Source organism: Pseudomonas sp. B21-031, assembly GCF_024748985.1.
Taxonomy (GTDB): Bacteria; Pseudomonadota; Gammaproteobacteria; order Pseudomonadales; family Pseudomonadaceae; genus Aquipseudomonas; species Aquipseudomonas kermanshahensis.
On sequence record NZ_CP087181.1, the window covers coordinates 5,115,264 to 5,140,000 of the forward strand.

The 24,737-nt window shown below is 57.3% G+C and carries 15 protein-coding genes, 2 tRNA genes, 3 rRNA genes and 1 pseudogene (1 of these 21 only partly in view); 7 read left to right on the forward strand and 14 right to left on the reverse strand.

Features of this window, described 5'->3' with window-relative positions:
• Positions 1-292: 292 nt before the first annotated feature.
• The 5 genes from LOY53_RS22880 to LOY53_RS22900 all read left to right on the forward strand — a co-directional run bounded on the left by LOY53_RS22880 (position 293) and on the right by LOY53_RS22900 (position 4,753).
• The gene (locus tag LOY53_RS22880; protein ID WP_258703315.1) at positions 293-793 is read left to right on the forward strand and encodes a hypothetical protein; all 501 of its coding nucleotides are present in this window, start codon (positions 293-295) and stop codon (positions 791-793) included.
• A gap of 3 nt (positions 794-796) precedes the next feature.
• On the forward strand, positions 797-1,339 hold the full coding sequence (locus tag LOY53_RS22885) for a hypothetical protein (protein ID WP_258703316.1): 543 nt from the start codon (positions 797-799) through the stop codon (positions 1,337-1,339).
• Between the two features lie 398 nt (positions 1,340-1,737).
• Positions 1,738-2,388: a hypothetical protein gene (locus tag LOY53_RS22890; protein WP_258703317.1), complete on the forward strand. Its 651-nt coding sequence runs from the start codon at positions 1,738-1,740 to the stop codon at positions 2,386-2,388.
• Positions 2,389-3,028: 640 nt separating this feature from the next.
• The gene (locus LOY53_RS22895) at positions 3,029-3,463 is read left to right on the forward strand and encodes a hypothetical protein (protein ID WP_104962567.1); all 435 of its coding nucleotides are present in this window, start codon (positions 3,029-3,031) and stop codon (positions 3,461-3,463) included.
• A gap of 729 nt (positions 3,464-4,192) precedes the next feature.
• Complete coding sequence (locus LOY53_RS22900; RefSeq protein WP_258704184.1) at positions 4,193-4,753, forward strand: recombinase family protein; 561 nt, start codon at positions 4,193-4,195, stop codon at positions 4,751-4,753.
• 296 nt (positions 4,754-5,049) lie between these two features.
• Here the strand turns inward: LOY53_RS22900 and LOY53_RS22905 are convergent, their stop codons facing one another.
• On the reverse strand, positions 5,050-5,859 hold the full coding sequence (locus LOY53_RS22905) for a hypothetical protein (RefSeq protein ID WP_258703318.1): 810 nt from the start codon (positions 5,857-5,859) through the stop codon (positions 5,050-5,052).
• A 170-nt stretch (positions 5,860-6,029) separates the two neighbouring features.
• On the opposite strand from LOY53_RS22905, the gene LOY53_RS22910 reads away from it, so the two are divergent.
• Positions 6,030-6,152 (forward strand): hypothetical protein, encoded by a 123-nt coding sequence (locus LOY53_RS22910; protein ID WP_258704193.1) that lies wholly within the window; start codon positions 6,030-6,032, stop codon positions 6,150-6,152.
• 100 nt (positions 6,153-6,252) lie between these two features.
• On the opposite strand, the gene LOY53_RS22915 is transcribed toward LOY53_RS22910, so the two are convergent.
• Together LOY53_RS22915 and LOY53_RS22920 are read right to left on the reverse strand one after the other, a co-directional pair.
• Positions 6,253-7,263 carry a hypothetical protein gene (locus LOY53_RS22915; protein WP_258703319.1) on the reverse strand — a complete coding sequence of 337 codons (1,011 nt, stop codon included), beginning with the start codon at positions 7,261-7,263 and terminating at the stop codon, positions 6,253-6,255.
• Positions 7,264-7,421: 158 nt separating this feature from the next.
• Entirely contained in the window at positions 7,422-8,462 is a 1,041-nt protein-coding gene (locus LOY53_RS22920) for a tyrosine-type recombinase/integrase (protein WP_258703320.1), read from the reverse strand.
• Between the two features lie 358 nt (positions 8,463-8,820).
• On the opposite strand from LOY53_RS22920, the pseudogene LOY53_RS22925 reads away from it, so the two are divergent.
• A pseudogene (locus LOY53_RS22925) lies at positions 8,821-8,958 on the forward strand (LysR family transcriptional regulator); the annotation flags it as partial.
• Positions 8,959-9,099: 141 nt separating this feature from the next.
• On the opposite strand, the gene LOY53_RS22930 reads toward LOY53_RS22925, so the two are convergent.
• The 11 genes from LOY53_RS22930 to LOY53_RS22980 all read right to left on the reverse strand — a co-directional run.
• Positions 9,100-9,588: an OmpA family protein gene (locus LOY53_RS22930; RefSeq protein ID WP_099455320.1), complete on the reverse strand. Its 489-nt coding sequence runs from the start codon at positions 9,586-9,588 to the stop codon at positions 9,100-9,102.
• 4 nt (positions 9,589-9,592) lie between these two features.
• Positions 9,593-10,861, reverse strand: a complete 1,269-nt coding sequence (locus tag LOY53_RS22935; RefSeq protein ID WP_258703321.1) for a diguanylate cyclase domain-containing protein — start codon at positions 10,859-10,861, stop codon at positions 9,593-9,595.
• Complete coding sequence (locus tag LOY53_RS22940; protein ID WP_099430460.1) at positions 10,858-11,424, reverse strand: YfiR family protein; 567 nt, start codon at positions 11,422-11,424, stop codon at positions 10,858-10,860. Before LOY53_RS22940 ends, LOY53_RS22935 begins: the two co-directional genes overlap by 4 nt.
• A gap of 78 nt (positions 11,425-11,502) precedes the next feature.
• On the reverse strand, positions 11,503-13,578 hold the full coding sequence (gene recD / locus LOY53_RS22945) for an exodeoxyribonuclease V subunit alpha (RefSeq protein ID WP_258703322.1): 2,076 nt from the start codon (positions 13,576-13,578) through the stop codon (positions 11,503-11,505).
• A complete protein-coding gene (gene recB / locus LOY53_RS22950; RefSeq protein WP_258703323.1) occupies positions 13,575-17,252 on the reverse strand; it encodes an exodeoxyribonuclease V subunit beta in 3,678 nt (1,225 codons plus the stop codon). Before recB ends, recD begins: the two co-directional genes overlap by 4 nt.
• Positions 17,249-20,731, reverse strand: a complete 3,483-nt coding sequence (gene recC / locus LOY53_RS22955) for an exodeoxyribonuclease V subunit gamma (RefSeq protein WP_258703324.1) — start codon at positions 20,729-20,731, stop codon at positions 17,249-17,251. The genes recB and recC overlap by 4 nt, the downstream gene beginning before the upstream one ends.
• Positions 20,732-20,878: 147 nt before the next feature.
• Positions 20,879-20,994 (reverse strand): 5S ribosomal RNA (rrf, locus tag LOY53_RS22960).
• 128 nt (positions 20,995-21,122) lie between these two features.
• Positions 21,123-24,015 (reverse strand): 23S ribosomal RNA (locus LOY53_RS22965).
• A gap of 238 nt (positions 24,016-24,253) precedes the next feature.
• A tRNA-Ala gene (locus tag LOY53_RS22970) sits at positions 24,254-24,329 on the reverse strand.
• A gap of 24 nt (positions 24,330-24,353) precedes the next feature.
• Positions 24,354-24,430 (reverse strand) — tRNA-Ile (locus LOY53_RS22975).
• Positions 24,431-24,517: 87 nt separating this feature from the next.
• Positions 24,518-24,737: ribosomal RNA gene (locus tag LOY53_RS22980) — 16S ribosomal RNA — on the reverse strand; it runs 1,317 nt beyond the window's last position.
• Together the 16S, 23S and 5S rRNA genes with 2 tRNA genes alongside form the textbook arrangement of a ribosomal RNA operon.

A 24,737-nucleotide genomic window follows, 5' to 3' on the forward strand; every position in this document is an offset into this window, starting at 1 on the left:
CTACTGCTAAATGCCCTTTACCCCCGAACCTCTCACGAGCAACGGGGTTATTTTAATCAGCATAAGACTCTAATTCATTGAGAGATACCCCTATGGCTCAACGCCCACTAAAACGTAACACCTGTGAAGGCTGCAACCGCACTTTCTATTCTCGCAGTCCTCTAAGCCGGTTCTGCAACTCGACCTGCCAGAGTCGCACCTGGCGTAAAAACAACATTGCCAGCCAGGCTGAGCTAGAACAACAGTTCATCGCCCAGGAAGCAACAAAGCAACAAGACAAGGAAGCCGCTTGATGGCCGATAAGATTTACTTGGAAGTACTCAAGAGCAACGGCGCCCTTATCAGCTATTGCGACCACTTCCCAGGCAACACTGCAAAATACGAATATGTTGAGGCAACACCAGCAGAACTGGCCTGGCTCAACAACCTTGAAGACAACGTGCTTCCTGCCGGTATGGTTGCCACCCTCTCAGACTTACTCGACTACCGGGCGAAGGCAAAGAACATCGCCCAACTCCAGGCAAAGCTCACACAGTCAAGAGTCGAGTATGGCAAGGCTCTACTGGCCAATCAGAAAGCACAGACCAAACTAGATACGTTCCTGGACAACGCCGCAAAAGAACGTGGCATCACTAGGGCAGAACTTCTAGCAGCCCTGGAAGCCCGTAAGAGCGCTGTAGAGAGCCGCAGCATCACAAGCAGTAACCAACTACCAATTGCCGATGATCGCTTCAGAGAGAGCATCGCAGATATGTTTAAACACCCTCGCAAATACAAGCTACCACGGAAATAAATTATGACTACGAAATACAAATACGGAATCGACGTTGCCGAGTGCTTCACACACAATGCCGATGAACTTAAAAAGCTAGTGGACCAACGTACCGCACAGTATTACCGCCACTCGCAGTCGCCAGCTTACCCACAGCTAGGCGTCCACGTTGATTGGTTCAGCGACAAGCCGCTTACGTATGCTCTCAATGATCTACTAGAGTGGACGAACAAAGGGTATACCATCGCCGGTGCATTCCATGAGCCGCTGCACTTCAAAGCTCACCTGAAGAAACCTCAAGCAGATATTGACGCCGACCTAGCCGTCCTTGCAAAAGAAGTAGCAGAGGCATATGCCGAAAGCCGCTATGCCCGCAACGTTGCAGAGACTGCCCGCCAGGTTGACATCACCCTTGCCCGTGAAATCCGTGAGCAAGAGGCAGCGGCAGCGAAAGCCCTGGCCGATAAGGTGGAAGCAGCACGCCAGAAAGCACACGCCGCCTTGATAGCTGAATATGCCAAGCCTGCAAAGGGTAAGGCCAAGCCTGAAATGGAGACAGCAGCGTGAGTGACCAGTACGAACACACTAAGGCATTGGGGGTCAGCTTCAATGCCGTTGACTTCCACTCACTTAACTACCACGCACGCAAACACAAGATGCCAGTTCGAGAGTTCATCGAGTGGGCGATGCGGTGTTACGTCAAGTCGATGCGGGCTGAGGAACAGATGCGGGCGAAGTAGTCGCCCCTATCAACTTGATGCAAAAATACGATTAGCCATTCCCTCCAGCCTCACCATAATAGCTACCTCCTCACGACGAACGCCCGGAAGATCAAGCCAATAAGGCCGCTGAATTCATCAGGCTTCGTGCATCCAGCAATTAGGATCGCGAACTCCTAGCATCAGCTCCCCGGGGCACATATGGAGTCTTGACTATGACCTGAACTACAACAAGGAATAATACTCATGGAGAGCAGAACCTTCACACCAGTCATCATCGACACCCCCAGCCACCTCAGCATTGATGGACTCATCATCGACACACGCACTGGCGAAATTCTTGGACACGATGACACACCATCAGTATTTACTGGCTCTACTAAATACAAATGTGAACTCGGTAAGTGCCGAAGCATTGACGACTTCGAGGAACATCTAAGCTTTGTTGATCGGCGTAAACTACCGCCCCACAAACTGCATTCACTACGAAATGAAGTGGACTATGCTCATGGTGAATGGCGCCGTACTAATACCGACTGCCGCATCACCATTCCGCAACTGCGGCTGCTTGAACAACTTCACGGACTTGTTCTTTATCGCAACATTATCATCACGACCCAGGCCGACCTTGCGAAATCACTAGGGACTGCCGAATCAAATTTGATGAAGAAGTTAAGAGTGCTGACTGACAGCCAGATGCTACGAGTCTTCACATCACGAAACAGTGACATCCGCAGGGGCGAGATAAAGCTCAGTTTGAACCCTCGATTGATTTTCAGGGGGACTGAGCACGAGCAGGACAGATACATCAATGCCTGGTATCGACCTGCCGCCCCTCAACAAGCTGGAATGAACGCCTCAGCCGAAGCACCGGACTCTTTCGCTATAGCCGCGTAAATCTTGCGTAGGTATTTTCAAAAAGTTACGCAAGAATCGCTCTGCAAACCCCGGAGCACAAGGCGGTCGAGAAAGTCCTAATATTAAAAGGAGTGACCACTTCTGCCGTGAGACAGGATTGGGCACAATCGCCAAAGCGGAGCTTTGAGATTATTGACCTTCTCAAATTTACCATTGTGGCGTAGCCGCCACAGCATAATAACCTGTGCCTGAGGCACGATAACAACTCTACAGTAGGGGGAGAGAAGGGGCAACCAAGCCCCTCCCCGCTCTTGATCTTGATGTTAACCTTGCTGAGAACTGTAGAAGCTATTACAACGTGACGGAACGTCACCATGTATCTGCACAGTTAAAATCAAAAGCTTTGGCGGGCTTTTCTGCCCCGCCCCCTGATGACAGATATGCCGTGAGGCAAGATAGCAATTCTATTCAGAAGGGTGGATAGGGGCTCAGCCACCACCCGCTCTTGCTCTTGCTGTTAACCATGCCAAGCGGCATAGGTTGATAATCGCGTGACGGTACGTCACCTATTACTGTGCAAGACAACACGCTGTACGGGCGTGATCCCCAGGGGCAGCGGATGAATACAGGACGGCAACGAGGTGAGCTCACGCTACTTGTCAATAAGGACAAAACATAAATGAGAATGACAAAGAACAAACGGCAGGTGCTAGAAGCCCTGGCCTGTATATATACCGCAGAGAACGTATATCCGCCCCACCACGCGACACGCGTACAAGAGCTGCTGAGGGACAACCTGGGCTACGGTGACTTTGACTTGGCCAACCTGACCCGCACCTTGAAGGCCCTTGTGGATCAGGGGCTGGTCAAATTCTCTACCAGATCGGCGGATGTCTCTGGTGACACTTTTGGCTGTATCTCGCGAAGGTACGAACGGGAGATGGTTCAATACTGGCCAGCGGACTTGGACCTTGAGGCAATGCGAGTGCAATACAAGATCACCTCGGAAGACAGGGACTTAAGATTTCACAATTTCTTCCAGCGGATGGACGGCCTACCAGAACTCTCAATGGACGAGTTCCGGGCATTCAACGCTCGAAAGACAGCAGCGTGATGAGATGCCAGGGCCAATTTCTTTTTCCTCAATTTGAGGAGAATGAATCACCCAGGGGGCAGCAAGTCTGTCATTACCCTTCCCAGACCGAGATGAACGCAAATCTGCGTCGGTCTCCTGGATTTCCAGGACACCCCGAACTAATAGCCGATCTAGCCAGTATCTAATCGCCCTCGGGCGCCTGCCTTGACTCTCTCGTACCATCACACCCCTACAGGCCCCTATCTACGCGGGGGTGCGAGTGGATTATCTAAGCAGATGCCGCCCCACACAGCCTATATCCATTTTTTATATGGATTTACACCACAGGGCCTACCTTTCAGAAAAACACTGATTTGCACCACAGCCCCTACAGGGAGATGCATCCATTTCTGGAGGCATCTTTCACCCGCCTCAGACTTTCCCTCACCGTTGAGGAAATCTCCCAACTGCTCAGGACGCCCCACTTTTCGGGACTCCTCGTTTCTGAGGAATCCGATAGACCAAACCACTTTTGGATCGGTCTCCCCCAAGCCCGCCATGTGCGGGCTTTTCTTCGCCTGGAGGAAAGCCCCGCAGAAAGATCACCTCAAGATTGAGGGCATCTGTATTCAGTTGAGTACACCCTTGAGAACACAAAGAAGTGAATACAGGGCACACCTAGAATCCGTATTCATTAGCGTTGCTTTTTGTTTTGAATACAGCCATACTCTCTGTATCTAGAGGCAAATGAATACAGAGGGCAAGGAAATGGCAAAGGTCGGATACATTCGCGTTAGCTCCGTTGACCAGAACACAGACCGCCAGCTCGACTGCATCGCCCTGGACAAGTTGTTCACTGAAAAGGTGAGCGGAGCGACCACAGACCGTCCCCAGCTCCAGGCGATGCTTGAGTATGTCCGTGAAGGGGACACTATCGTAGTCCACAGCATCGACCGCCTTGCCCGTTCCCTGGCCGACCTGCTGAAGCTGGTAGAGGACCTGAACAAACGTGGTATCCATATCCGCTTCAACAAGGAACAGCTTGAGTTCACTGGTGAGGACAACCCAATGCAGAAGCTGATGCTCTCGATGATGGGCAGTTTTGCTGAGTTTGAGCGCTCAATGATCAGGGAACGCCAAAAGGAAGGCATCGCCAAGGCCAAGGAGAAAGGCGTCTACAAGGGCCGTACTAAGACCGTCGATGACGCTGCTATCCGTGCTGCTATTGCTGGTGATGGCGTAACTAAAGGCTTGTCGTTCCGTGGGGCTGCTGAGCACCTTGGGGTTAGCCTGAGTACCGTACAGCGTGCAATGAAAGCCGCTGTGTAACGCTATAGGAAGCGACTACTGCAGTTATGGGGTGGCCTGCTCACCCCTGTCGATAGTTTGATTTTTGCCGCTGATGCTCTCTGCTGGCCCGCAAAGGGTATTAGACACCGACCGCCCGTTTCCAGGTTTTAGCCTATCGGCCAATTTCAAGCTGTCGCAGTGCGACACCTGAAAATCCCCCCTCTGATAGTTTGCCCAGAGAACGCAGACCGTTTTCCGAATAGGGCAAGGTGCCGAAAAAAAAATTTAAGAAATCTGGCCATTGGAAACTACTTTCCTCATCTCTGATCACGTTTCTATGGCCACCGCCGCTTTCTGAGAACATAGTTACGATCATCCCAAATCCACTCTAGAAACTCCCCCATTAAAGGCACCGCCGGGCTGGGAGAATCGTTTTTGTAAAAGGCCACCGCACTGATATCGCTCAATAAATCTCGGATTGGTGCAAAAAACTTAACTAGCCGCAATATTACAAAGCGGACACCTTGCTCGTGTAGTCCAGGTATAGCTAACGCGTCCTCCAATGTTAACGGCTTTTTACTCAATCCCACCATATTTACTAAGGTGCAATCCTGGATGGCGGTTGAGACACTGCGAGCATCACAAAGAATCTTATTTATACGCTTGTTTGAGACATCAGTCTCGATAACCCTTACTAAAATGTTGCCCCAAGATTCCAGCGGGTCAATTCTGTTGGTCGGGGAGCACAATGAATCGAGATTATGATAGCGACTTTTGTCAGCAAATTTGTTAAGTGATCGCAATATCTCTTTATCTATCGAATTCAGATCACCACAAGGCCTTAATGGATTATGTCGCTTTATCGAAATCTCGACACAACGACTGTAGAGCTTGACAATATTGTGCCTATAAGGAAGAAGAAGCTCCTTCTCCGGGGCCGCCATTGAATTAGCCAACATGTAATCGATGATTAAAACGACCTTCAACAATCGTTCAAGGCCGATTGACAAGTTGAAAAGGGCCGTATAAAAGGCACCCTTGTTGTGAACATCCGCTTTTCGGAGCTCCGTTAACCCTGTAGCAAGACAGGAGCTAATCAAATAACCTTCCTGAGAAAGTAATGAGTACGTATCGACCCTATTCATTTTCCCTTGTCCCCACCTTATGCCATCGACCTGATAGAGTAGTTTCGGAATCTTGGCGCAAGAGTCATATTTTAACTGCCGCAGCCAGATGGTGTTCCCCTGCGAGCAGCCTGAGCAACCTGTAAGCTGTTCCGACCGTGCATCACCGCCAGCATAAGGGAATCTTCGATATGGACGACAAGGCCGCTGCTACCGCTGATGCTTTAGAGCTGCTGATGATGAATCAGACAGCCCTCAGAGCCGCAATTGAGGAGCTGAGCACCTGGATACGCCAGCGTGGCTCTGAAATGTAGCAAAGGTAAGCCCGCCGCAGCGGGCTCGAAAGAACATTCCGTATAGCACCCTCTAAGTGAAGAACGCGAAAAATGCTCTCAACCAAAACTCGTTAATAAATCAAGACCAATAAGCCTTGATCCCATCAATAGTGGAAACAATAGACTGAATTGCTGAGACCACCTTACCTGCTCTTCCTGCAACATCATCAGCAGCATGAACGGCACTTTCAACACCAAGAAGTATTTTCTTCGCACTACTAACCGCTTGCTTGGCATCCAAAGTGGAAGTCGTCAAAATAGCCTGGTCCATTGACTGGACCAGCTCATTTATCTCTCGATACAGACTTGGCTCCAACTCCAGCAACTGAACAATTTGAGCCTTTACTATTTCTAGACTTGCTTTGTCAGACAGCATTTGCGATCTATCAGAGTACTCCTGGCATACGCATACAGCCTTTTTACAAACTGGGCAATTATCGACATAGTAATCAATTAGGCAGTCCGACAGAGAATCGTTCTTCTGATGAATACCCCATGCAGACAATAGCCATGCCGTCACATCGGCCAACTCTTCCTCTAAATTAACAATACTGCCAGTCTTTCTAAAGCTCGAATAAGCCTCATGCACTTCCCCCAACTCTTCAAACAGCCTGGAGAAATGGTAGAAACTTCCATAGGCATTCCAAATGGCTTTATTCGCAGGGTATATAGTCGCTACAATCGCAACACCCTTGTCTAGTGCCAACTCTGGAAACGCACGCTTTTCATAGTTATATCTTTCCGTCAGCTCAGACCTTACCGCATGAAGTGGCAAATTGTTGATAGGAGCTCTGTGAGTTTCAGCACACTGACACACCGGAGCTACACAATATGGGCAAACTTTAGGAAACTTCCTCCTAAAAGCCTCACCCAAATCAATTTCCATCTTATTAGCTGCCGCGAACAACCACGAAAAAGATCTGACAAAGAAAAGCTTAGCATCACCATTACGAAGTAATGATCTCGACAAATAAGAGTTACTTCTACAGAGATAAGAGTACATGTACTCAAAGTCTCTTTTCTTATTTACTTCTCCGTAAAGCTCGTTAATTTTGCTTGCAAACGACGTAAAACTCAAAGCTTCCTGCATAGGGTCTACTCTTATACGAAACAAGTGGTTTAGACATCCGTGGAGATATCAGCACGACGAAGAAGCTAAAAATCACGATCTGCCGACGCAGGCTGATGGCCATCATAGGAATGTACTACATCAGTGCTGCTCCTAAAAGGCCGCCACTCATCCACAAGTCAGATGCAGACACCATTGAACAACTCTCTGAGCAATCGCGCGATGGTCTCGACCGGAACCCCTGCCCCATAGGTATCAAAGGTAATAGTGCCTGAGGCGTGCCCCATGATGGCCTGAGCGTGAGTTATCGCCACTCCTCTGGCCTGCATCAGTGTTGCCAAAGAATGTCGCAGTGAGTGGAAGACCAAACCACGTTCGTAGGCGTCTCCTAGAGCAGCAGGGATCGCGTGTTGGTTGACCCACTCACCCGAAGGCCTGTAGCCGACTTGGGCTAGTGATCCGCTCCCACTAGACCGGGCTACATCGACGTACCTCAGGAACGCTGCTAGGTCGAAACCATAGGCACCGTCAGTAAGCGGTACTAGACGCTCGCTCTGCTTGTTCTTGATTGACTTCCCTTCCCCGGCCTCGTTGATGTGGATGGCAACAAGGCCAGACTCCGTTGTCACAACGTCACTTGTAGTCAGTTGGCATAATTCCTTCAGCCGCCCGCCAGTGATGATTCCCAGACTGAGCAGCCATCGTTTCCATGAGTTCTCTGGGAGACCGTTTGCATAATCCATCAGCTTGCTCACCTGGTGCTGGGTGAAAGCCCTACGGGTCGATGCAACCCCCTTTGTCAGCTTCAGCTTCTTGTCGTAGGTCTTGCTCAGGTGCCCGTTCTCGACGGCCCAGGTAAAGACAGCCGAAAGCTTCACGATCAGTTTGTTCACAGTCGAAGGCATCCGCCCCTCTGACAAACGCTCTCGGAACTCCACGAGGTCTGCCCTGGTGTGGTTCCTCAAATCCAACCCATCCAGATTCTCAGAAATCACCTTGTGGCACAGAGTCGTCTCCTTCAAGGTCGTGGGCTTCTGGTCCCCGCCACGATCAGCCATGTAAAGCTGCGAGAGCCCATCGAAGGTCATCGGGGTAGACGCTGGTTCAGTTGCCGTACTCGTCACCTCACTACGCGGTGCGAATATCGGCATCGAGTTAACAGCCACGTTGCGGTACAGGTCCCCCCAGTGGCGTAGTGGGTGGCCGTCATCAGAGGACATAAGCGTACTGCTCACCAACATCAACAGATGCTCCCTCAAATCGCTCCATGAGGCATCAGGGCGTTCTAGGTGGAACGATTGAAGCGATGCCGTGAGACGACCAGATGCTTGCATTGCCCATCTGCGATCAGTGGTCTTGAGGGAGACAGACACCGTGCGACTCACACTGCCAGTCACACGAAGGCGGAGGTAGTAGATACCGTGTCGTCGGTAATGGTACGGACTCGCCAGCCGACACGTTGGCCTCAAGGGAAGCGTGCGGTTTGTGACAGCACTTGTGACAGGGTGCTCCTGTGGAAGGGTATTCATGGTGGTTCAGCCCCTGTAATCACTGGGTTAACCCTTTCCCTCTTTGTCGTTCTGGATGTACTGCCGGGAGGATTTGCGCAAGTTGAAGCGGATTACCCTGTTGTGGGATTACATTCGCGAGGTGACCGAGGCGAATGCGCCGTTGTTGATGGGTGAGACCCGCGAGATGCAGTTTGCTCAGGGCTGACGCCGCCCTCAGCCACAACCCCGTACAGGTCGGCGCTGGATTGTCGTGGCAACGAACCGCTGCGATCGGCCGCAACGCGGCCCAAGGGCTACGCCCTCGATCGCAGATAAGCCACCTGCTACCTGGGTTGGGTGGGTCTGTTCAGTAGGACGCCACGATGATCGATACGCGTCGATTTTCGGTGCGCCCGGCGCTGCTGCGGTTGTCCGCCACCGGCTGGGTGCTGCCCAGGCCGCGGGTCTGGATGTTCTGCGCGGGCATGCCGACGCTGATCAGCGTTCTGGCCACGCTCTGTGCGCGGCGCTCGGACAATTGCTGGTTATAGGTGGCCCTGCCCGACGCATCCGCGTGGCCATCCACCCGCACGCGTTGCAGACCTACGCCGAGCAACGCTTTGCCAATTCGCTCGACGATCGCCTGGCTCTGGCCATTGAGGCTGTCCAGGTCACTGCCGAACAGTACCTTGCCGGACAGGTCAAAGGCCCAACCTTCATCAGTCGGGGCAAAACCTTCGCGCTTGAGCACGGCGATTTGCTCGGCAGTCAGCCCCTTGGGTGTGGTCTGGCAACCAGTAAGCGCCAGCATGGCGAGCAACAACGCCCAAAGGGGAAAACGCAAACGATGAATCACGGGTTCAACTCCTGTTCTTGATTTCGGTGGCGGACCGTTCCGTCTGCGCCACTTGCCAATGGCCACGGTGCTTACGCTTGGCCTGGTACATTGCCGCATCGGCGGCGTCGAGAAGGCTGGCAGGGTCAGTGCCATCCTGGGGGTAATAGGCGATGCCGACACTCAGCGAGGTGGCAATGCTGCTGCCACTGTCCAGCTGTACCGGCAGTTTCATGCTGGCGACGATTTTCTCGGCGATGTGTTCGGCGTCTGAGCGCGACTGCAGGGGCGTCAGCAACACCGCGAACTCGTCGCCGCCCAGGCGCGCCACCAGGTCATGCTCACGCAGTTGGGCGCGAATGCGGTCGGCCACGCTGATCAGCACTTCATCGCCCACGGCATGGCCGAGGCTGTCGTTGATCTGCTTGAAGTGGTCACTGTCGAGGAACAGCAGCGCCAGATGATCTTGCTGCCGCGCAGCGTTGCGCAGGCTGCGGCTGAGGCGCCCTTCGAAAAAGGCGCGGTTGGGCAGGCCGGTCAAGCTGTCGTGGCTGGCCTGGTGAGCGAGGGTCTGGTTTTCGCTCTGCAGGTGGCTGTGCCACACCTCCAGTTCATCGAGCAAGGCGTTGAAGTCGTTACTCAGTTCGTTGAGCTCGGCAATCGGGGCTTCTGGCACGCGGCGGTCGAAACGACGTTCACGGCGGGCTGCATGGGCAACGCTGGCCAGCGCACGCAATGGGCGAACGATGTCGCCGAGCAGGCGCCGCGATAAATACAGGGCGATGACGGCGCTGAGTACCATGCACAACAGGATCCCGCCCAACCCACCGAGCAGGAACAACAACAGGCTACGGCCTTGGCCAATCAGTTCGATATGCCCGACCTTTTGCTGCTGGTGAATGATCGGCAGGTTGACTGGCTCGTCCAACAGCGCGGTGGCGACCTGGGTTTCCAGGTGCGCGAGCATGCCGCTGTCGTTGCGTTGCCAGTGGGCCAGTTGCTCGCCTTCATTGTTAAAGACCTTGGCGTCGGCCACCTCTTCGGTACTGGCAATCAGTGCCAGCGCCTCACTGGCCGCAACGCTGTCGTCGAACACCACGGCGGCTTCGACGGTGTAGGTGATCGAGCGAGCGATCAAGTGCAGGTTGTGGTTGGCATAGACCTGCAGGGCAAGCACGCCCAGCACGGTCAGCGAAATACCGACCAGGCCCACGGCGAGCAGGGCGACACTGAGGTGCCCACGGCCGAGCACCGAACGCAGGGTCGGGCGAATACGCCTGTTGGTCGTTTTCATGGCTGCGCACCTCGGCGCCGCGACAATTGCAGCACGCTGGGGTGGATGCGTACGCCGGAACGGGCCACGGAATCGAGGTTCACTTCAAAGGCCACCTGCTGATCGCTGACCCGCAGGCAGAACAGGCTGCCGACCGTACACGGGTCGTCGGCCTCGCTGATGCTCAGCACTGGGTGACCGCTGACACGCTGAAACAAGCGGTCGCGCTGGCCCTGATCGAGTTTACCGATGTAGATGGCATCACAGGCCTGGGCAACCTGCGCATCGTCAGCCAGCAGTCGACGCACCTGCAGCGGCCGCCCGGACTCTTGCACATGGCCCTTGATCAGGTCGTCTGCGTATTCGGTGGGGCCGATCAGGCACAGGCGCAGGGGCGTAGGCTCGACGGGCCAGCGGGCGTAACTGAAGATCCCTAACACCACTTGGGTGACAGCCTTGGCGCGTTGCTGTGCCTGCACAGCGGTTGCTGAAGTTTCCGCCCAGGCAGGGCCTGCCAGTAGTAACAGGACCGCCAGCAACAGCGAAAGCGTACAGCGCGTCACTCGCCTTCCGGCCACGGTCATGTGGGAAATCTCTCGAAGTCCTTTCAGATGTTGGCGCAACGATAGCACATGGCCGCCAATCGTACCTGGCGGCCAGTGTCAGACCTGTTCGAGCATCAGGCCGGAAATGCGCCGCACCTTGCGCGACACCGCCTCCTCGAAGATGCCCTGCCGTGGTTCGATCAGGCTAAAGCAATGCTTGGCCCGGGTGATGCCGGTGTACACAAGCTCCTTAGTCAGCACCGGGTTAAGCGCGTCCGGCAGCACCAGGGCGGTATGGCTGAACTCCGAGCCCTGGGACTTGTGCACCGTCATGGCGAACACGGTTTCCACTTCATTGAGCCGGCTTGGCAAGACGAAACGTACCCCACCGTTGCCGTCGTTACGCGGGAAGGCAACCCGTAGCAGGGGCTCGCCCCGCTCGTCGGGCAGGCGCAAGGCGATGCCGATGTCGCCGTTCATCAGGCCCAGGCCATAGTCGTTGCGGGTCACCAGCACCGGCCGGCCCTCATACCAGGGCTGCTGAGCGTCGATCAGCCCAGCGTTGTGCAGCACCCGCGCCACCCGTTCGTTAAGGCCCTCGACACCCCACGCGCCCCTGCGTACCGCGCACAGCAGCTGGAAGTCCTCGAAACTGTGCAGCACCTTGCTGGCCCATTGCTCCCAGAGCGGGTCATCGAACGCGGTGCCCGGAGCCGGCCGATAGCGGCCCAGGGTCCGCAGGTAGCTGCGATAGCCTTGAGGCCCTTCTGCGCCGCGGTTGAGGCCGTCAAGCAGCAGACGGTCGAAGGCTCGATCGTGTTCGTTCTTCAGCGCCAGGCCGTTGACATCCGGCGGTGGCATCGCGAGCAGATTACGCGCGGCATGGGATTGCTGACGGTTGACCAGCCGCGCTAACTGGCCAATCCCGCTGCCTTCGCCGAAGCGCCGGGAGAAACGCAGCATCACTACCTGCTGGGCCAGCGGATTGCGCTGCGCATCACCGGCTTTGAGACCACTGCCCTCCAGCGACTGGCCACCAATCTGCTCCAGCCACGCCTGGGTCGCGGGTGAGTAACAGCCCTCTTCCGCATCCCGGCACAGGTCGCCCAATACCGCCCCCGCCTCGACCGAGGCCAACTGGTCTTTGTCACCCAGCAGGATCAGCCGTGCGCGGGGTGGCAGGGCATCGAGGAGGTTGGCCATCATCTCGAGGTCGATCATCGAGGCTTCGTCGACCACCAGCACGTCCAATGGCAACGGGTTGCCGGCGTGATGGCGGAAATGCCGCGACCCAGGTCGGCTGCCCAGCAGCCGGTGCACGGTGCTGACCTCGGTGGGAATCTGCCCGCGCACGGCGGCACTGATTTGCAGGCGCTCGACCTGCTGGCCAATGGATTCGGTCAAGCGCGCAGCGGCCTTGCCGGTCGGCGCGGCCAGGCGAATACGCAGAGGCCTGCCCTGCTCCACCGCCGGGGCCTGCAGCAAGGCCAGCAGGCGCACCACCGTGGTGGTCTTGCCGGTGCCAGGGCCGCCGGTGATGATGCTGAAGCCGGCGCGGGTCGCCAGGGCGCACGCCAGCTTTTGCCAATCAACCTGACCGGCCAGGGCACCCGCGTCGAACAGCTGTGCCAGGCGCGCCGGCAAGTCAGCCGGTGCGGCTTCGTCCTGGCTCAGGCGCTCGCGCAAGTTCTGGTCGATGCGCCGTTCGTAGTTCCAGTAGCGGCGCAGGTACAGACGCTCGCCACTGAGTACCAGCGGCCGAGCCTGCTGGCCTGGCGTGTCGCCAGCGGCCACCAGTGGGCTGGCAGCGATGCGCTGGCGCCAGGCCTGAAGGTCCAGGTCTGCAAGCAATTGCGAAGGCAGCAGCAAGGGGCCGATCAAGGCGTCGCCTTCTGGCGGCAGCGACAGTGCAAAGTCCGGTTCGGCCAGGGTTTGCTGCAAGTCCAGGCAGACATGGCCGTGGCCCAGCTGATGGCTCGCCAGGGCAGCCGCCAGCAACAGCAAGGGGTCGCTGCCTGGGGCACGCTCTTCGAGAAACGACACGAACGCGCGGTCGAGGGCTCGCAGCCAGCCACGCTCGACCCAACGGTCCAGCAGTTGCAGCAGGTCAGCGCTGACACGCTGCGGCGCCAGGGCCAGCAGGTGTTCGGCGTGCAGCGGCGTGGGCAGCAGGTCGGTGAGGGTTCGGCTCATGGCGCAGCTCCGGCAAACAGGTCTTGCTGTGCGGGTGCATGCTCGCCACGGAACAGCGCATCAAGGGCTTCGATCAGTGCCCGCGGTGGCTTGACGAAGTACACGCCATGACCGCTGCTGTTGGCACCGCGCAGGAAGATGAACAGGGCGCCGCCGACATGGCGGTCGTAATCGTAGTCAGGCAAGCGGGCGCGCAGTTGGCGGTGCAGGGCCAGCAGGTAGAGCACGTACTGCAAGTCGTAACGATGCTCGAGGATGGCCTTTTCCATGGCTTGGCTGTCGTAGGACTGGATGTCCGGGCCCAGCCAGTTGGATTTGTAATCCGCCACGTAATAGCGCCCGTCCAGCTCGAAGGCCAGGTCGATAAAGCCCTTGAACATGCCGTTGAGCAGTGTCGGCTGTGCCGCCGGCCGCGCCTGGCCTGGGTGCGTATAACGCGCCACCAGTTGATCGAGCTGTTCGGCGTCGACCTGATGGCTGGCGAACCAGAATTCCATTTCGATCTGGTAGTGACGCAGGTGCGCCAGGGTGAGGCTTACGTCGTGGGCCAGGACAGGCAGCGGTTCGTTCAGCAACTGGCGCAGCCACGGCGTCAGCGTCGGGATCCAGCCAGTCCAGTCACGGCGATTGCAACGCTGGCCGACCGTGCGCTCGATCAGCTCGGGGTCGCCGCTGACTTCGGCGAAGCCTTCTCGACCAGCCCATTCCAGCAGGCCATGCAGGAAGGTGCCGGGGTTTGGCCCGCGTGGGAAGCGGTGGATATCCCCCCCTTCAGCCGGCACCTCGCGCAGCAGTTGCGCATCGAGGACTTCGTCATCCAGTAGTTGCTGGGCCTGTGAGCTGTCGGCACCGAGGGTCTGGTCACCGACGCGCAAGGCACTATAGGACGCAATCCACCAGTGCTCGGCGGCCGCTCGCCGAGGCTTGCGCGCAGGCAGCAGCTCACGTTCGGCATGTGGCGTACGGTACAGCCGATCGTCGGCCAGCGGCAGCGGCGGGCACTCAATGTGCGGGCAGGTTGATGCCAACGCCTGCAGCCAGTCGGCCAATTGCCCGGACCCCGGCAACGCAAGGCCACCGCCAAGCAGGTAACCGAGGGCTGAGCGGTGCAGTTGCGAGCTCTTCTGGTTGCCGCGCTTGAGGTCGGCGACGCCAAGCCAGCACGCATGCTGGGCGCGGGTCAGGGCCACGTAGAGCAGACGCAGGTCTTCGGCCAGGCGCTCGTCGTCGGCGCGGGCGATCTGTTCCTGGTCAGGGGTTAACGTCAGGTGCGCGTTGCCTAGGCTGTCATGCCAGGCCAAGGGCAGACGGGTACCGTCCACGGGCTTGCTGGTGCAGATGAACGGCAAGTAGACCAAGGGGTATTCCAGGCCCTTGGACTTGTGGATGGTCACCACTTTGACCAGTTGCTCATCGCTCTCTAGCCGCAGGATCTGTTCTTCACCGGCCTGACCGGAGCTGGCCAGGTGTTCGGCCAGGTGACGGATCAACGCTTGCTCGCCATCGAGCTCGCCCGCCGCCTGTTGCAGCAGCTCGGCCAGGTGCAGCAGGTTGGTCAACACACGCTCGCCGTCACTGCGGGCGATGAGCGTGCGCGGCAGCTGGAAGTCGTGCAGCAGGTGGCGCAGCATCGGCAGCACGCCTTGGCGCTGCCAGGTATCGCGATAGCGCCGAAAACGCATGACCCAGTCTTCCCACACCCGTTCGTCCTGGTTCAGCTTGTCCAGCGCCGCCAGTGACAGGTTGAGCGTAAGGCTGGCCAGCGCGGCCTTGAGCAGGCGCTCCGAATCCGGCTCGGCGCAGGCCTTGAGCCAGGCCAGCAGGTCATGCGCCTCTTGGGCGGCGAACACCGAGTCCTTGTCGGACAGGTACACGCTGCGCACATCACGCGCGGCCAGTTCGGCACGGATCATCTGTGCCTCGTGGCCGTCGCGCACGAGAATGGCGATATCCGAAGGCAGGCAGGGGCGCAGTTCACCTTCGCCGTTGCGGAAACCCGCCGTACCCTGCTGCCCACCGTTGAGCAAGGCGACGATATGGCTGGCGCAGCTGGCAGCCAGGTGCTGGCGGTAAAGGCTGCTCGATACCGGCTCTTCGCTCTGCAAGTGCCAGCATTGCAGGGCTGCGCTTGGCTGGCCGTCCACCAGCAGGTGCTCGCTACGGCCTTTGGCGCGGACCTCGATGAAGGGCAACGGGTTGTCTTGCGCTTCACGGAACAGAAACGCCCCTCGCCCCTGGCTTCTGGCCTCGGCCTGGAGAAACACCTGGTTGACCGCCGCGACCATGGCCTGGCTCGAACGGTAGTTGGTGTCCAGGCTGTGCAGGCGCCCGGTGGTGGCGCGCCGGGCGGCGAGGTAGGTATAGATGTCGGCACCGCGGAAGGCATAGATCGCTTGCTTGGGGTCGCCAATCATGAACAGCCCGGTTTCAGGGCGGTTCTCGCTGATCTGGTAGATCCGCTCGAAAATCCCGTACTGGACCGGGTCGGTGTCCTGGAATTCGTCGATCAGTGCCACCGGGAACTGCTCACGAATCAACCCGGCCAGGCGCTCACCGGCCTCACTGGCCAAGGCATGTTGCAACCGCAGCAGCATGTCGTCGAAGCCCATCTCGGCGCGTCGGCGCTTTTCCACTTCGAAGCGCGCCGACACCCAGCCAGCAGCGTGTTCAAGCAACTGTGCATCCGGGCTGGCCAGGGCCTGCAACTGTTGCTGCAGCGTCTGCATGGCGTGCAGCCCGGGGTGTTCGGGTGGCTCGCCAGACTTCCAGGCCTCGGCCATGCCCGCTGGCGTCAGGCGGGTGAAGCCGGTGCCAAGATCGAGCTCCACGGCCTGCTCGTCGGTGGCCCAGGCGCACAGCTTGTCGAACCAGGGTTCAAAATAGCGTGCCTGCATTTTGCGCCCGTCAGCCCGCTTGGCGGCCACGGCATCGCGGCAGATCTGCCGCAGCTCATCGGCCCATTGTGCCCAGGGTGCCTTGAGCGCAGCCAGCTGCTCGGTGCGTTGCCCAAGCGCGGTTTGAATCAACGCTTCGGGCGCTTGCTCGTCCTGCTGTGCCCGTACCCGGCCGAACAGCGGGCGAATCCGCGGCAACAGCGCGTCGGGGCTCCCCCAATGCCCACGCACCCAGGCCAGGGCCTCACCTTGCATGCCATAGCAGAACCGGCGCCAGTAATCGCGCATGACCTGGCCCAGCAAATCGCTGTGATCGGTCTCGAGTGTCTGGGTGAACAGGCTGCCGCTGTCGAACGCGTGCTCGCGAAGCATGCGCTGGCACCAACCGTGGATGGTCGACACCGCGGCTTCGTCCATCCATTGCACGGCGATTTCCAGGCGGCTGGCGCAACGTGGCCAAGCCTCTTGCGGGTAATCGTCACGCAACTGGTGCAGCAGTGGGTCAGCAGCGTCAAGCTCGCCACGGAAGAACCGCGCCGCCTCGGCCAAGCGGGCGCGGATACGTTCGCGCAGCTCTTTGGTGGCGGCGTCGGTGAAGGTCACCACCAGAATCTGCGGGGGCAGCAGCTCACGGCCGAAGGCCTGTTCGCCCCCGTGCCCGAGGACAAGCCGCAGGTACAGCGCCGAGATGGTAAACGTCTTGCCGGTACCGGCACTCGCCTCGATCAGCTGGCTGCCGTGCAAGGGGAAACTCAGTGCCAGGGGACGGTCCTGCGTCATGCGCCACTCTCCGGGTTGCCCAGGGCCTGCCAGGGTGCGTTGAACAAGGGGCGGTACAAGGTTTCGCACCAACCTTCAAAGGTTTCGTCGGCGGTGAGCGCGGCGAAGTCACGGAACTGCCGCGCCAGGGCGATGCTCTCGCTGCGCTCGCCAAAACTGTTGCGCTCATCACCTTCATAGGCCCGAACAGCCGCGGCCAATGCTTTGTCGGCATCGTCCTGCGCCAGCCAGGCGAAGGCCGTTTTGGCGGCCACCGGCAGCGGCGCATTCATGGCGGCCTGGCGGGCAACCAACAGGTCGCCAAGCAATTGCGCCGCCTGGTCTTGCGGTAAAGGTGCAAGGAGCAAGGTCAGGTCACTGGCCACCAGCGCGCTGTTCAGCGAATAACCTGCAGCGCAGGCAGCCAGGTGCATGACCCAGGGTGCGATCAACCGGTGCCATTTATAGTTGTTGCGCCCGGCACTGATGGTGTTCGGGACAGTGGTGATGCTTAGCAGGCTTTGATCATCAGCCTGGTAAACCCGGCCTAGCCAGCCTTCCAGCCGGTGCGTGCCCTGTTCGTAATGCACCGGCAATGCGCCTTCGACCAGGTGTGGCCAACGCTGCAACAACTGACGATGGCGTTGCAGCAGGTCAGGCAGCGGCTGAATCAGATCGGCCTGCAACAGTGCGCCAAAACCGGCAAGCGGCAACACGCCACACGCTTGCAGGCGGCGTGCCTGCACTTGCAAGGCCTGCTCGGCATTCGCCGGGTCGGCCAACGCGGCATTCAACAGGGTTTCACTGGCGCTGTAGCGTTGCAGCGTATCGAGGACGAACGGCTCTTCATCCGGTGTAGGCGCTTCTAGGGACTCGAAAAACACCTTCAGGCGCTGGCTGAAGAAGTGCCGCACCGGGTGGCGAAGAAAATCGTTCAGCTGCGTCAGGCTCAGTGCTTCGTCGTCGACGTAAGGAGGCAAAGCCGGCTCGACCTGCGTGGCGTCCTGCCCTTGTCGATGCAGCAGCTGCCACTCATGGGCGAAGCTAAACAAAGGGCTGCCCTTCTGGAAGTAGCGCGGGCTGAACGGTTGCAGCGGGTGCTCCTGGGTCAGGGCGTGCAGCAAGCGCTCATCCGGCCCTTGGACTGGCCCGTCATCTGCACCGGCCAACCGCCAGCCGGCAGCTACATGATCACGCAACTGGCCGATTAACACCGAGGCCGGGCGCTCGCTGTTGTCGCGGATGCTGCGCCCGACCCAACTGACATAAAGCTGATCCCGTGCCGACAGCAGCGCTTCGAGCAACAGGTAACGATCATCTTCACGGCGCGAGCGATCACCGGGGCGGTAGTCGCTGGCCATCAGGTCGAAGTCCAGCGGCTGCTGGGCGCGGGGGTAGTCACCATCGTTCATGCCCAGCAGGCAGACCACGCGGAACGGGATGGCGCGCATGGGCATAAGGGTGCAAAAGTTCACCGAACCCGCCAGAAAACGCTGAGACAGCTTGCCTTGGTCAAGCCCCGACAACCACGCTTCGCGGACCACCGTCAGCGGTAGCGCGTCTTGCAGGCCGACGGTTTCGCACACTTCCAGCCAGGCGTCGCGCAGGTCCTGCAACTGCATCAGCAGAAATTCGTCGTGCTCACCCTCAGCCAGGAAAAAGACCTGCAGCAAGGCATTCAAGCGCTCGCCCCACTCGGTGACGGTCGCAGGCTGTGCCAGTGCCTGGCAGGCCACCTCAAGGGCATCCAGCAAGGCTACCAAGGGGCCGATCAGTGCCGCATCGAGGCCGCCGATTTCGTCATAGGGTTCAATGCCATCACACCCCTCACCCACGCCTACGGCATAACCCAACAACATCCGCCACAGGCCGAAACGCCAGCTGTTCTGTTCCAGGCCTTCAGGCAGGCCGAGGCTGGCCCGTTGCTCGGCGTTCAGGCCCCAGCGGATACCGGCACCCTCGATCCAGCGATGTAGCGTGGGCAAATCGCTTTCACGGATACCGAAGCGGGCGCGTACAGCCGGCACGTCCAGCAGGTCGAGCACTTCACTGACCGCAAAACGGCTGTCTGGCAGCTTGAGCAGGTGCTCCAGGGCAATCAGCAAGGGCTCGCGACCGCGCTGGCCTTGGTCGGTGAGGGTGAACGGGATGTAGCGCGGGTCGTTGCGCTGCAATTGGCCGAACACGGCGCGGATATGGGGTGCGTAAGTGTCGATTGCCGGCAGCATCACGATCACATCGCGCGGGCGCAGCGTAGGGTCGGCGCTGAAGCGGGCCAGTAACTGGTCGTGGAGAATTTCCACCTCGCGTTGCGGGCTGTGCGCGACATGGAAGCGCATCGAACGGTCCTGCCCGAGGTCGACTTGCGGCCAGCGTTCGCGGGTTTCGGCCAGAGGGCGCAGTTCGAGGATGTCATCCTGCAGTTGGTTGAGCAGCGTGGTCGGCGAAGCTTCGCTGAACAGGTCGATGCGCCCTTCGCTGAATACGCCGCGGTAGCTGCCGGGGTCGTCATAGCTGTCGAGCAGGTTGATGTAGTCACGGCCCTGCTTGCCCCAGGCGGCCAGCAGCGGGTGGGCATGCTGGTGTAGCGATTGGTCATCCAGCAGGAGCGGCATGCCTTGCTTGCGTTGTTGGCGTTTGTACTGATGCCGCAGCAGGTCTTTGTCGGCGACGATATCGGCCCAGTGATGGCGACACGGGTTGTGGACGCAAAGCAGTACCTGGCTGAACCGGGCAAGCCCCGCCAAAGCCTCCAGTGCTTGTGCTGGCAAGGAGGAGATACCAAACACGATCACGCGCGATGGCAGGCCGACAGGTGCCTGCTCTAGGTTGTTGATACGCTCGATGAACCGTTGATGCACACCTGCACGGCTCTGCGCCATGCCCTGCTCGCCGACATCGTCCAGCAACGCCCGCCACAATTCGGCCTGCCAGCGATTACCAGGGGGCAAGGGTTTACGCTCACCACGGGCGGTATTAAGGATGTGCTCGCCGGCAGCCCAGTCCTTGAGCCAGTCGGCTCGGTAGACTTGGTACTGGTCGAACAGGTCGGCCAGGCGCTCAGCAAGCTGGTAACGCTTGCGCAGGTCGCTATCGTCGGTGAGAAAACGGCGCAGGGGCTCGAAATGCGGGCGCTCGATCAACGCCGGAAGCAGGCGCATGAGGCGCCAGGTCAGCGGTGCTTTGTCGAGCAGGGAAACTTCGGGGATCTCATCGCGGCCCAGGACTCGCCGGTAAAGCTGCCACATGAAGCTGCCAGGCAGCTGTACATCGATCGCGGCGGCAATACCACAGCCGCCTAGGTCACCTTCTTCAGGGTCTTCAGCCAGCGCCAGTTTTAGCCACTGGGCAATGCCGTTACTCTGCACCAGGGCGATTTCGTTTTCCAGTGGCGCTAACGGGTAACGGCGCATCCAGCTCACCACCAAGCTGCGCAAATCGTCGAGGCGGTTGCCATGTACGATCATGAAGCCGGGATGGAGGGCGGTGGTGTTGACCATTGAGCATTCCCTGGAAGCGGTGGGTTCTGATGCGGAACCATATCACGGGGCATGCCCGGGGTTATGGCGGGCATGGCGACAAATCTTTTCCAGCCCAAAAGACAAAACCCCTACCTGCTCGCGCAGATAGGGGTTTTGCGAAATGAATCTTGACGATGACCTACTCTCACATGGGGAAACCCCACACTACCATCGGCGATGCATCGTTTCACTACTGAGTTCGGGATGGGATCAGGTGGTTCCAATGCTCTATGGTCGTCAAGAAATTCTGTAGCCAGAATGTCCAGATGGACAGCCCAGCGAATTCGGATATGCGATTTTGTGGTTACGAACTTTCGGGTCTTTCGTCTTCACCACCGCAATTCGCGCTAGCAAATTGCTTGGGTGTTATATGGTCAAGCCTCACGGGCAATTAGTATTGGTTAGCTCAACGCCTCACAGCGCTTACACACCCAACCTATCAACGTCGTAGTCTTCGACGGCCCTTTAGGGGATTCAAGATCCCAGTGAGATCTCATCTTGAGGCAAGTTTCCCGCTTAGATGCTTTCAGCGGTTATCTCTTCCGAACATAGCTACCCGGCAATGCCACTGGCGTGACAACCGGAACACCAGAGGTTCGTCCACTCCGGTCCTCTCGTACTAGGAGCAGCCCCTCTCAAATCTCAAACGTCCACGGCAGATAGGGACCGAACTGTCTCACGACGTTCTAAACCCAGCTCGCGTACCACTTTAAATGGCGAACAGCCATACCCTTGGGACCGGCTTCAGCCCCAGGATGTGATGAGCCGACATCGAGGTGCCAAACACCGCCGTCGATATGAACTCTTGGGCGGTATCAGCCTGTTATCCCCGGAGTACCTTTTATCCGTTGAGCGATGGCCCTTCCATACAGAACCACCGGATCACTAAGACCTACTTTCGTACCTGCTCGACGTGTTTGTCTCGCAGTCAAGCGCGCTTTTGCCTTTATACTCTACGACCGATTTCCGACCGGTCTGAGCGCACCTTCGTACTCCTCCGTTACTCTTTGGGAGGAGACCGCCCCAGTCAAACTACCCACCATACACTGTCCTCGATCCGGATAACGGACCTGAGTTAGAACCTCAAAGTTGCCAGGGTGGTATTTCAAGGATGGCTCCATGAGAACTGGCGTCCCCACTTCAAAGCCTCCCACCTATCCTACACAAGCAAATTCAAAGTCCAGTGCAAAGCTATAGTAAAGGTTCACGGGGTCTTTCCGTCTAGCCGCGGATACACTGCATCTTCACAGCGATTTCAATTTCACTGAGTCTCGGGTGGAGACAGCGCCGCCATCGTTACGCCATTCGTGCAGGTCGGAACTTACCCGACAAGGAATTTCGCTACCTTAGGACCGTTATAGTTACGGCCGCCGTTTACCGGGGCTTCGATCAAGAGCTTCGCTTGCGCTAACCCCATCAATTAACCTTCCGGCACCGGGCAGGCGTCACACCCTATACGTCCACTTTCGTGTTTGCAGAGTGCTGTGTTTTTAATAAACAGTCGCAGCGGCCTGGTATCTTCGACCGGCATGGGCTTACGGAGCAAGTCCTTAACCCTCGCCGGCGCACCTTCTCCCGAAGTTACGGTGCCATTTTGCCTAGTTCCTTCACCCGAGTTCTCTCAAGCGCCTTGGTATTCTCTACCTAACCACCTGTGTCGGTTTGGGGTACGGTTCCCAGTTATCTGAAGCTTAGGAGCTTTTCTTGGAAGCATGGCATCAACCACTTCGTCGCCTAAAGGCAACTCGTCATCAGCTCTCGGCCTTGAGATCCCGGATTTGCCTAAGATCTCAGCCTACCACCTTAAACTTGGACAACCAACGCCAAGCTGGCCTAGCCTTCTCCGTCCCTCCATCGCAATAACTGGAAGTACAGGAATATTAACCTGTTTTCCATCGACTACGCTTTTCAGCCTCGCCTTAGGGACCGACTAACCCTGCGTCGATTAACGTTGCGCAGGAAACCTTGGTCTTTCGGCGTGGGAGTTTTTCACTCCCATTGTCGTTACTCATGTCAGCATTCGCACTTCTGATACCTCCAGCAAGCTTCTCAACTCACCTTCACAGGCTTACAGAACGCTCCTCTACCGCATCACCAAAAGGTGATACCCGTAGCTTCGGTGCATGGTTTGAGCCCCGTTACATCTTCCGCGCAGGCCGACTCGACTAGTGAGCTATTACGCTTTCTTTAAAGGGTGGCTGCTTCTAAGCCAACCTCCTAGCTGTCTAAGCCTTCCCACATCGTTTCCCACTTAACCATGACTTTGGGACCTTAGCTGACGGTCTGGGTTGTTTCCCTTTTCACGACGGACGTTAGCACCCGCCGTGTGTCTCCCATGCTCGGCACTTGTAGGTATTCGGAGTTTGCATCGGTTTGGTAAGTCGGGATGACCCCCTAGCCGAAACAGTGCTCTACCCCCTACAGTGATACATGAGGCGCTACCTAAATAGCTTTCGAGGAGAACCAGCTATCTCCGAGCTTGATTAGCCTTTCACTCCGATCCACAGGTCATCCGCTAACTTTTCAACGGTAGTCGGTTCGGTCCTCCAGTCAGTGTTACCTAACCTTCAACCTGCCCATGGATAGATCGCCCGGTTTCGGGTCTATACCCAGCGACTAAACGCCCTATTAAGACTCGCTTTCGCTACGCCTCCCCTATTCGGTTAAGCTCGCCACTGAATATAAGTCGCTGACCCATTATACAAAAGGTACGCAGTCACCTAACAAAGTAGGCTCCCACTGCTTGTACGCATACGGTTTCAGGATCTATTTCACTCCCCTCTCCGGGGTTCTTTTCGCCTTTCCCTCACGGTACTAGTTCACTATCGGTCAGTCAGTAGTATTTAGCCTTGGAGGATGGTCCCCCCATATTCAGACAAAGTTTCTCGTGCTCCGTCCTACTCGATTTCATTGATAAGAGATTTTCGTGTACGGGGCTATCACCCACTATGGCCGCACTTTCCAGAGCGTTCCACTAATCTCAAACCAACTTAAGGGCTGGTCCCCTTTCGCTCGCCACTACTAAGGGAATCTCGGTTGATTTCTTTTCCTCAGGGTACTTAGATGTTTCAGTTCCCCTGGTTCGCCTCTTGCACCTATGTATTCAGTACAAGATACTCAGCTTATGCTGAGTGGGTTCCCCCATTCAGAGATCTCTGGATCACAGTCTGTTTGCCGACTCCCCAAAGCTTATCGCAGGCTACCACGTCTTTCATCGCCTCTGACTGCCAAGGCATCCACCGTATGCGCTTCTTCACTTGACCATATAACCCCAAGCAATCTGGTTATACTGTGAAGACGACATTCGCCGAAAATTCGTTTTGCTCTTTCGAGCCCACAAATTTTACCTTAGCCTGATCCACTACCAGTGAAAGTAGTGTTCAGTCTATTTCTATCACATATCCGAATTTTTAAAGAACGATCTGACAAAAGTCAGAAATCAACATTCATCAACGAATGTTCATTTCTAAGTTCTGACACGTTACTGCGTACTGCGAAAATTGGTGGAGCCAAGCGGGATCGAACCGCTGACCTCCTGCGTGCAAGGCAGGCGCTCTCCCAGCTGAGCTATGGCCCCGTATTCTACGGCTGAACCATGTAATGGTAGGTCTGGGCAGATTTGAACTGCCGACCTCACCCTTATCAGGGGTGCGCTCTAACCAACTGAGCTACAGACCTATAACAGGGTCGCGTTACAGCATCGTCTTTATACAAGTGAATCAAGCAATTCGTGTGGGAGCTCATCAGCAGGCTGATGTCGTCGATTAAGGAGGTGATCCAGCCGCAGGTTCCCCTACGGCTACCTTGTTACGACTTCACCCCAGTCATGAATCACACCGTGGTAACCGTCCTCCCGAAGGTTAGACTAGCTACTTCTGGTGCAACCCACTCCCATGGTGTGACGGGCGGTGTGTACAAGGCCCGGGAACGTATTCACCGCGACATTCTGATTCGCGATTACTAGCGATTCCGACTTCACGCAGTC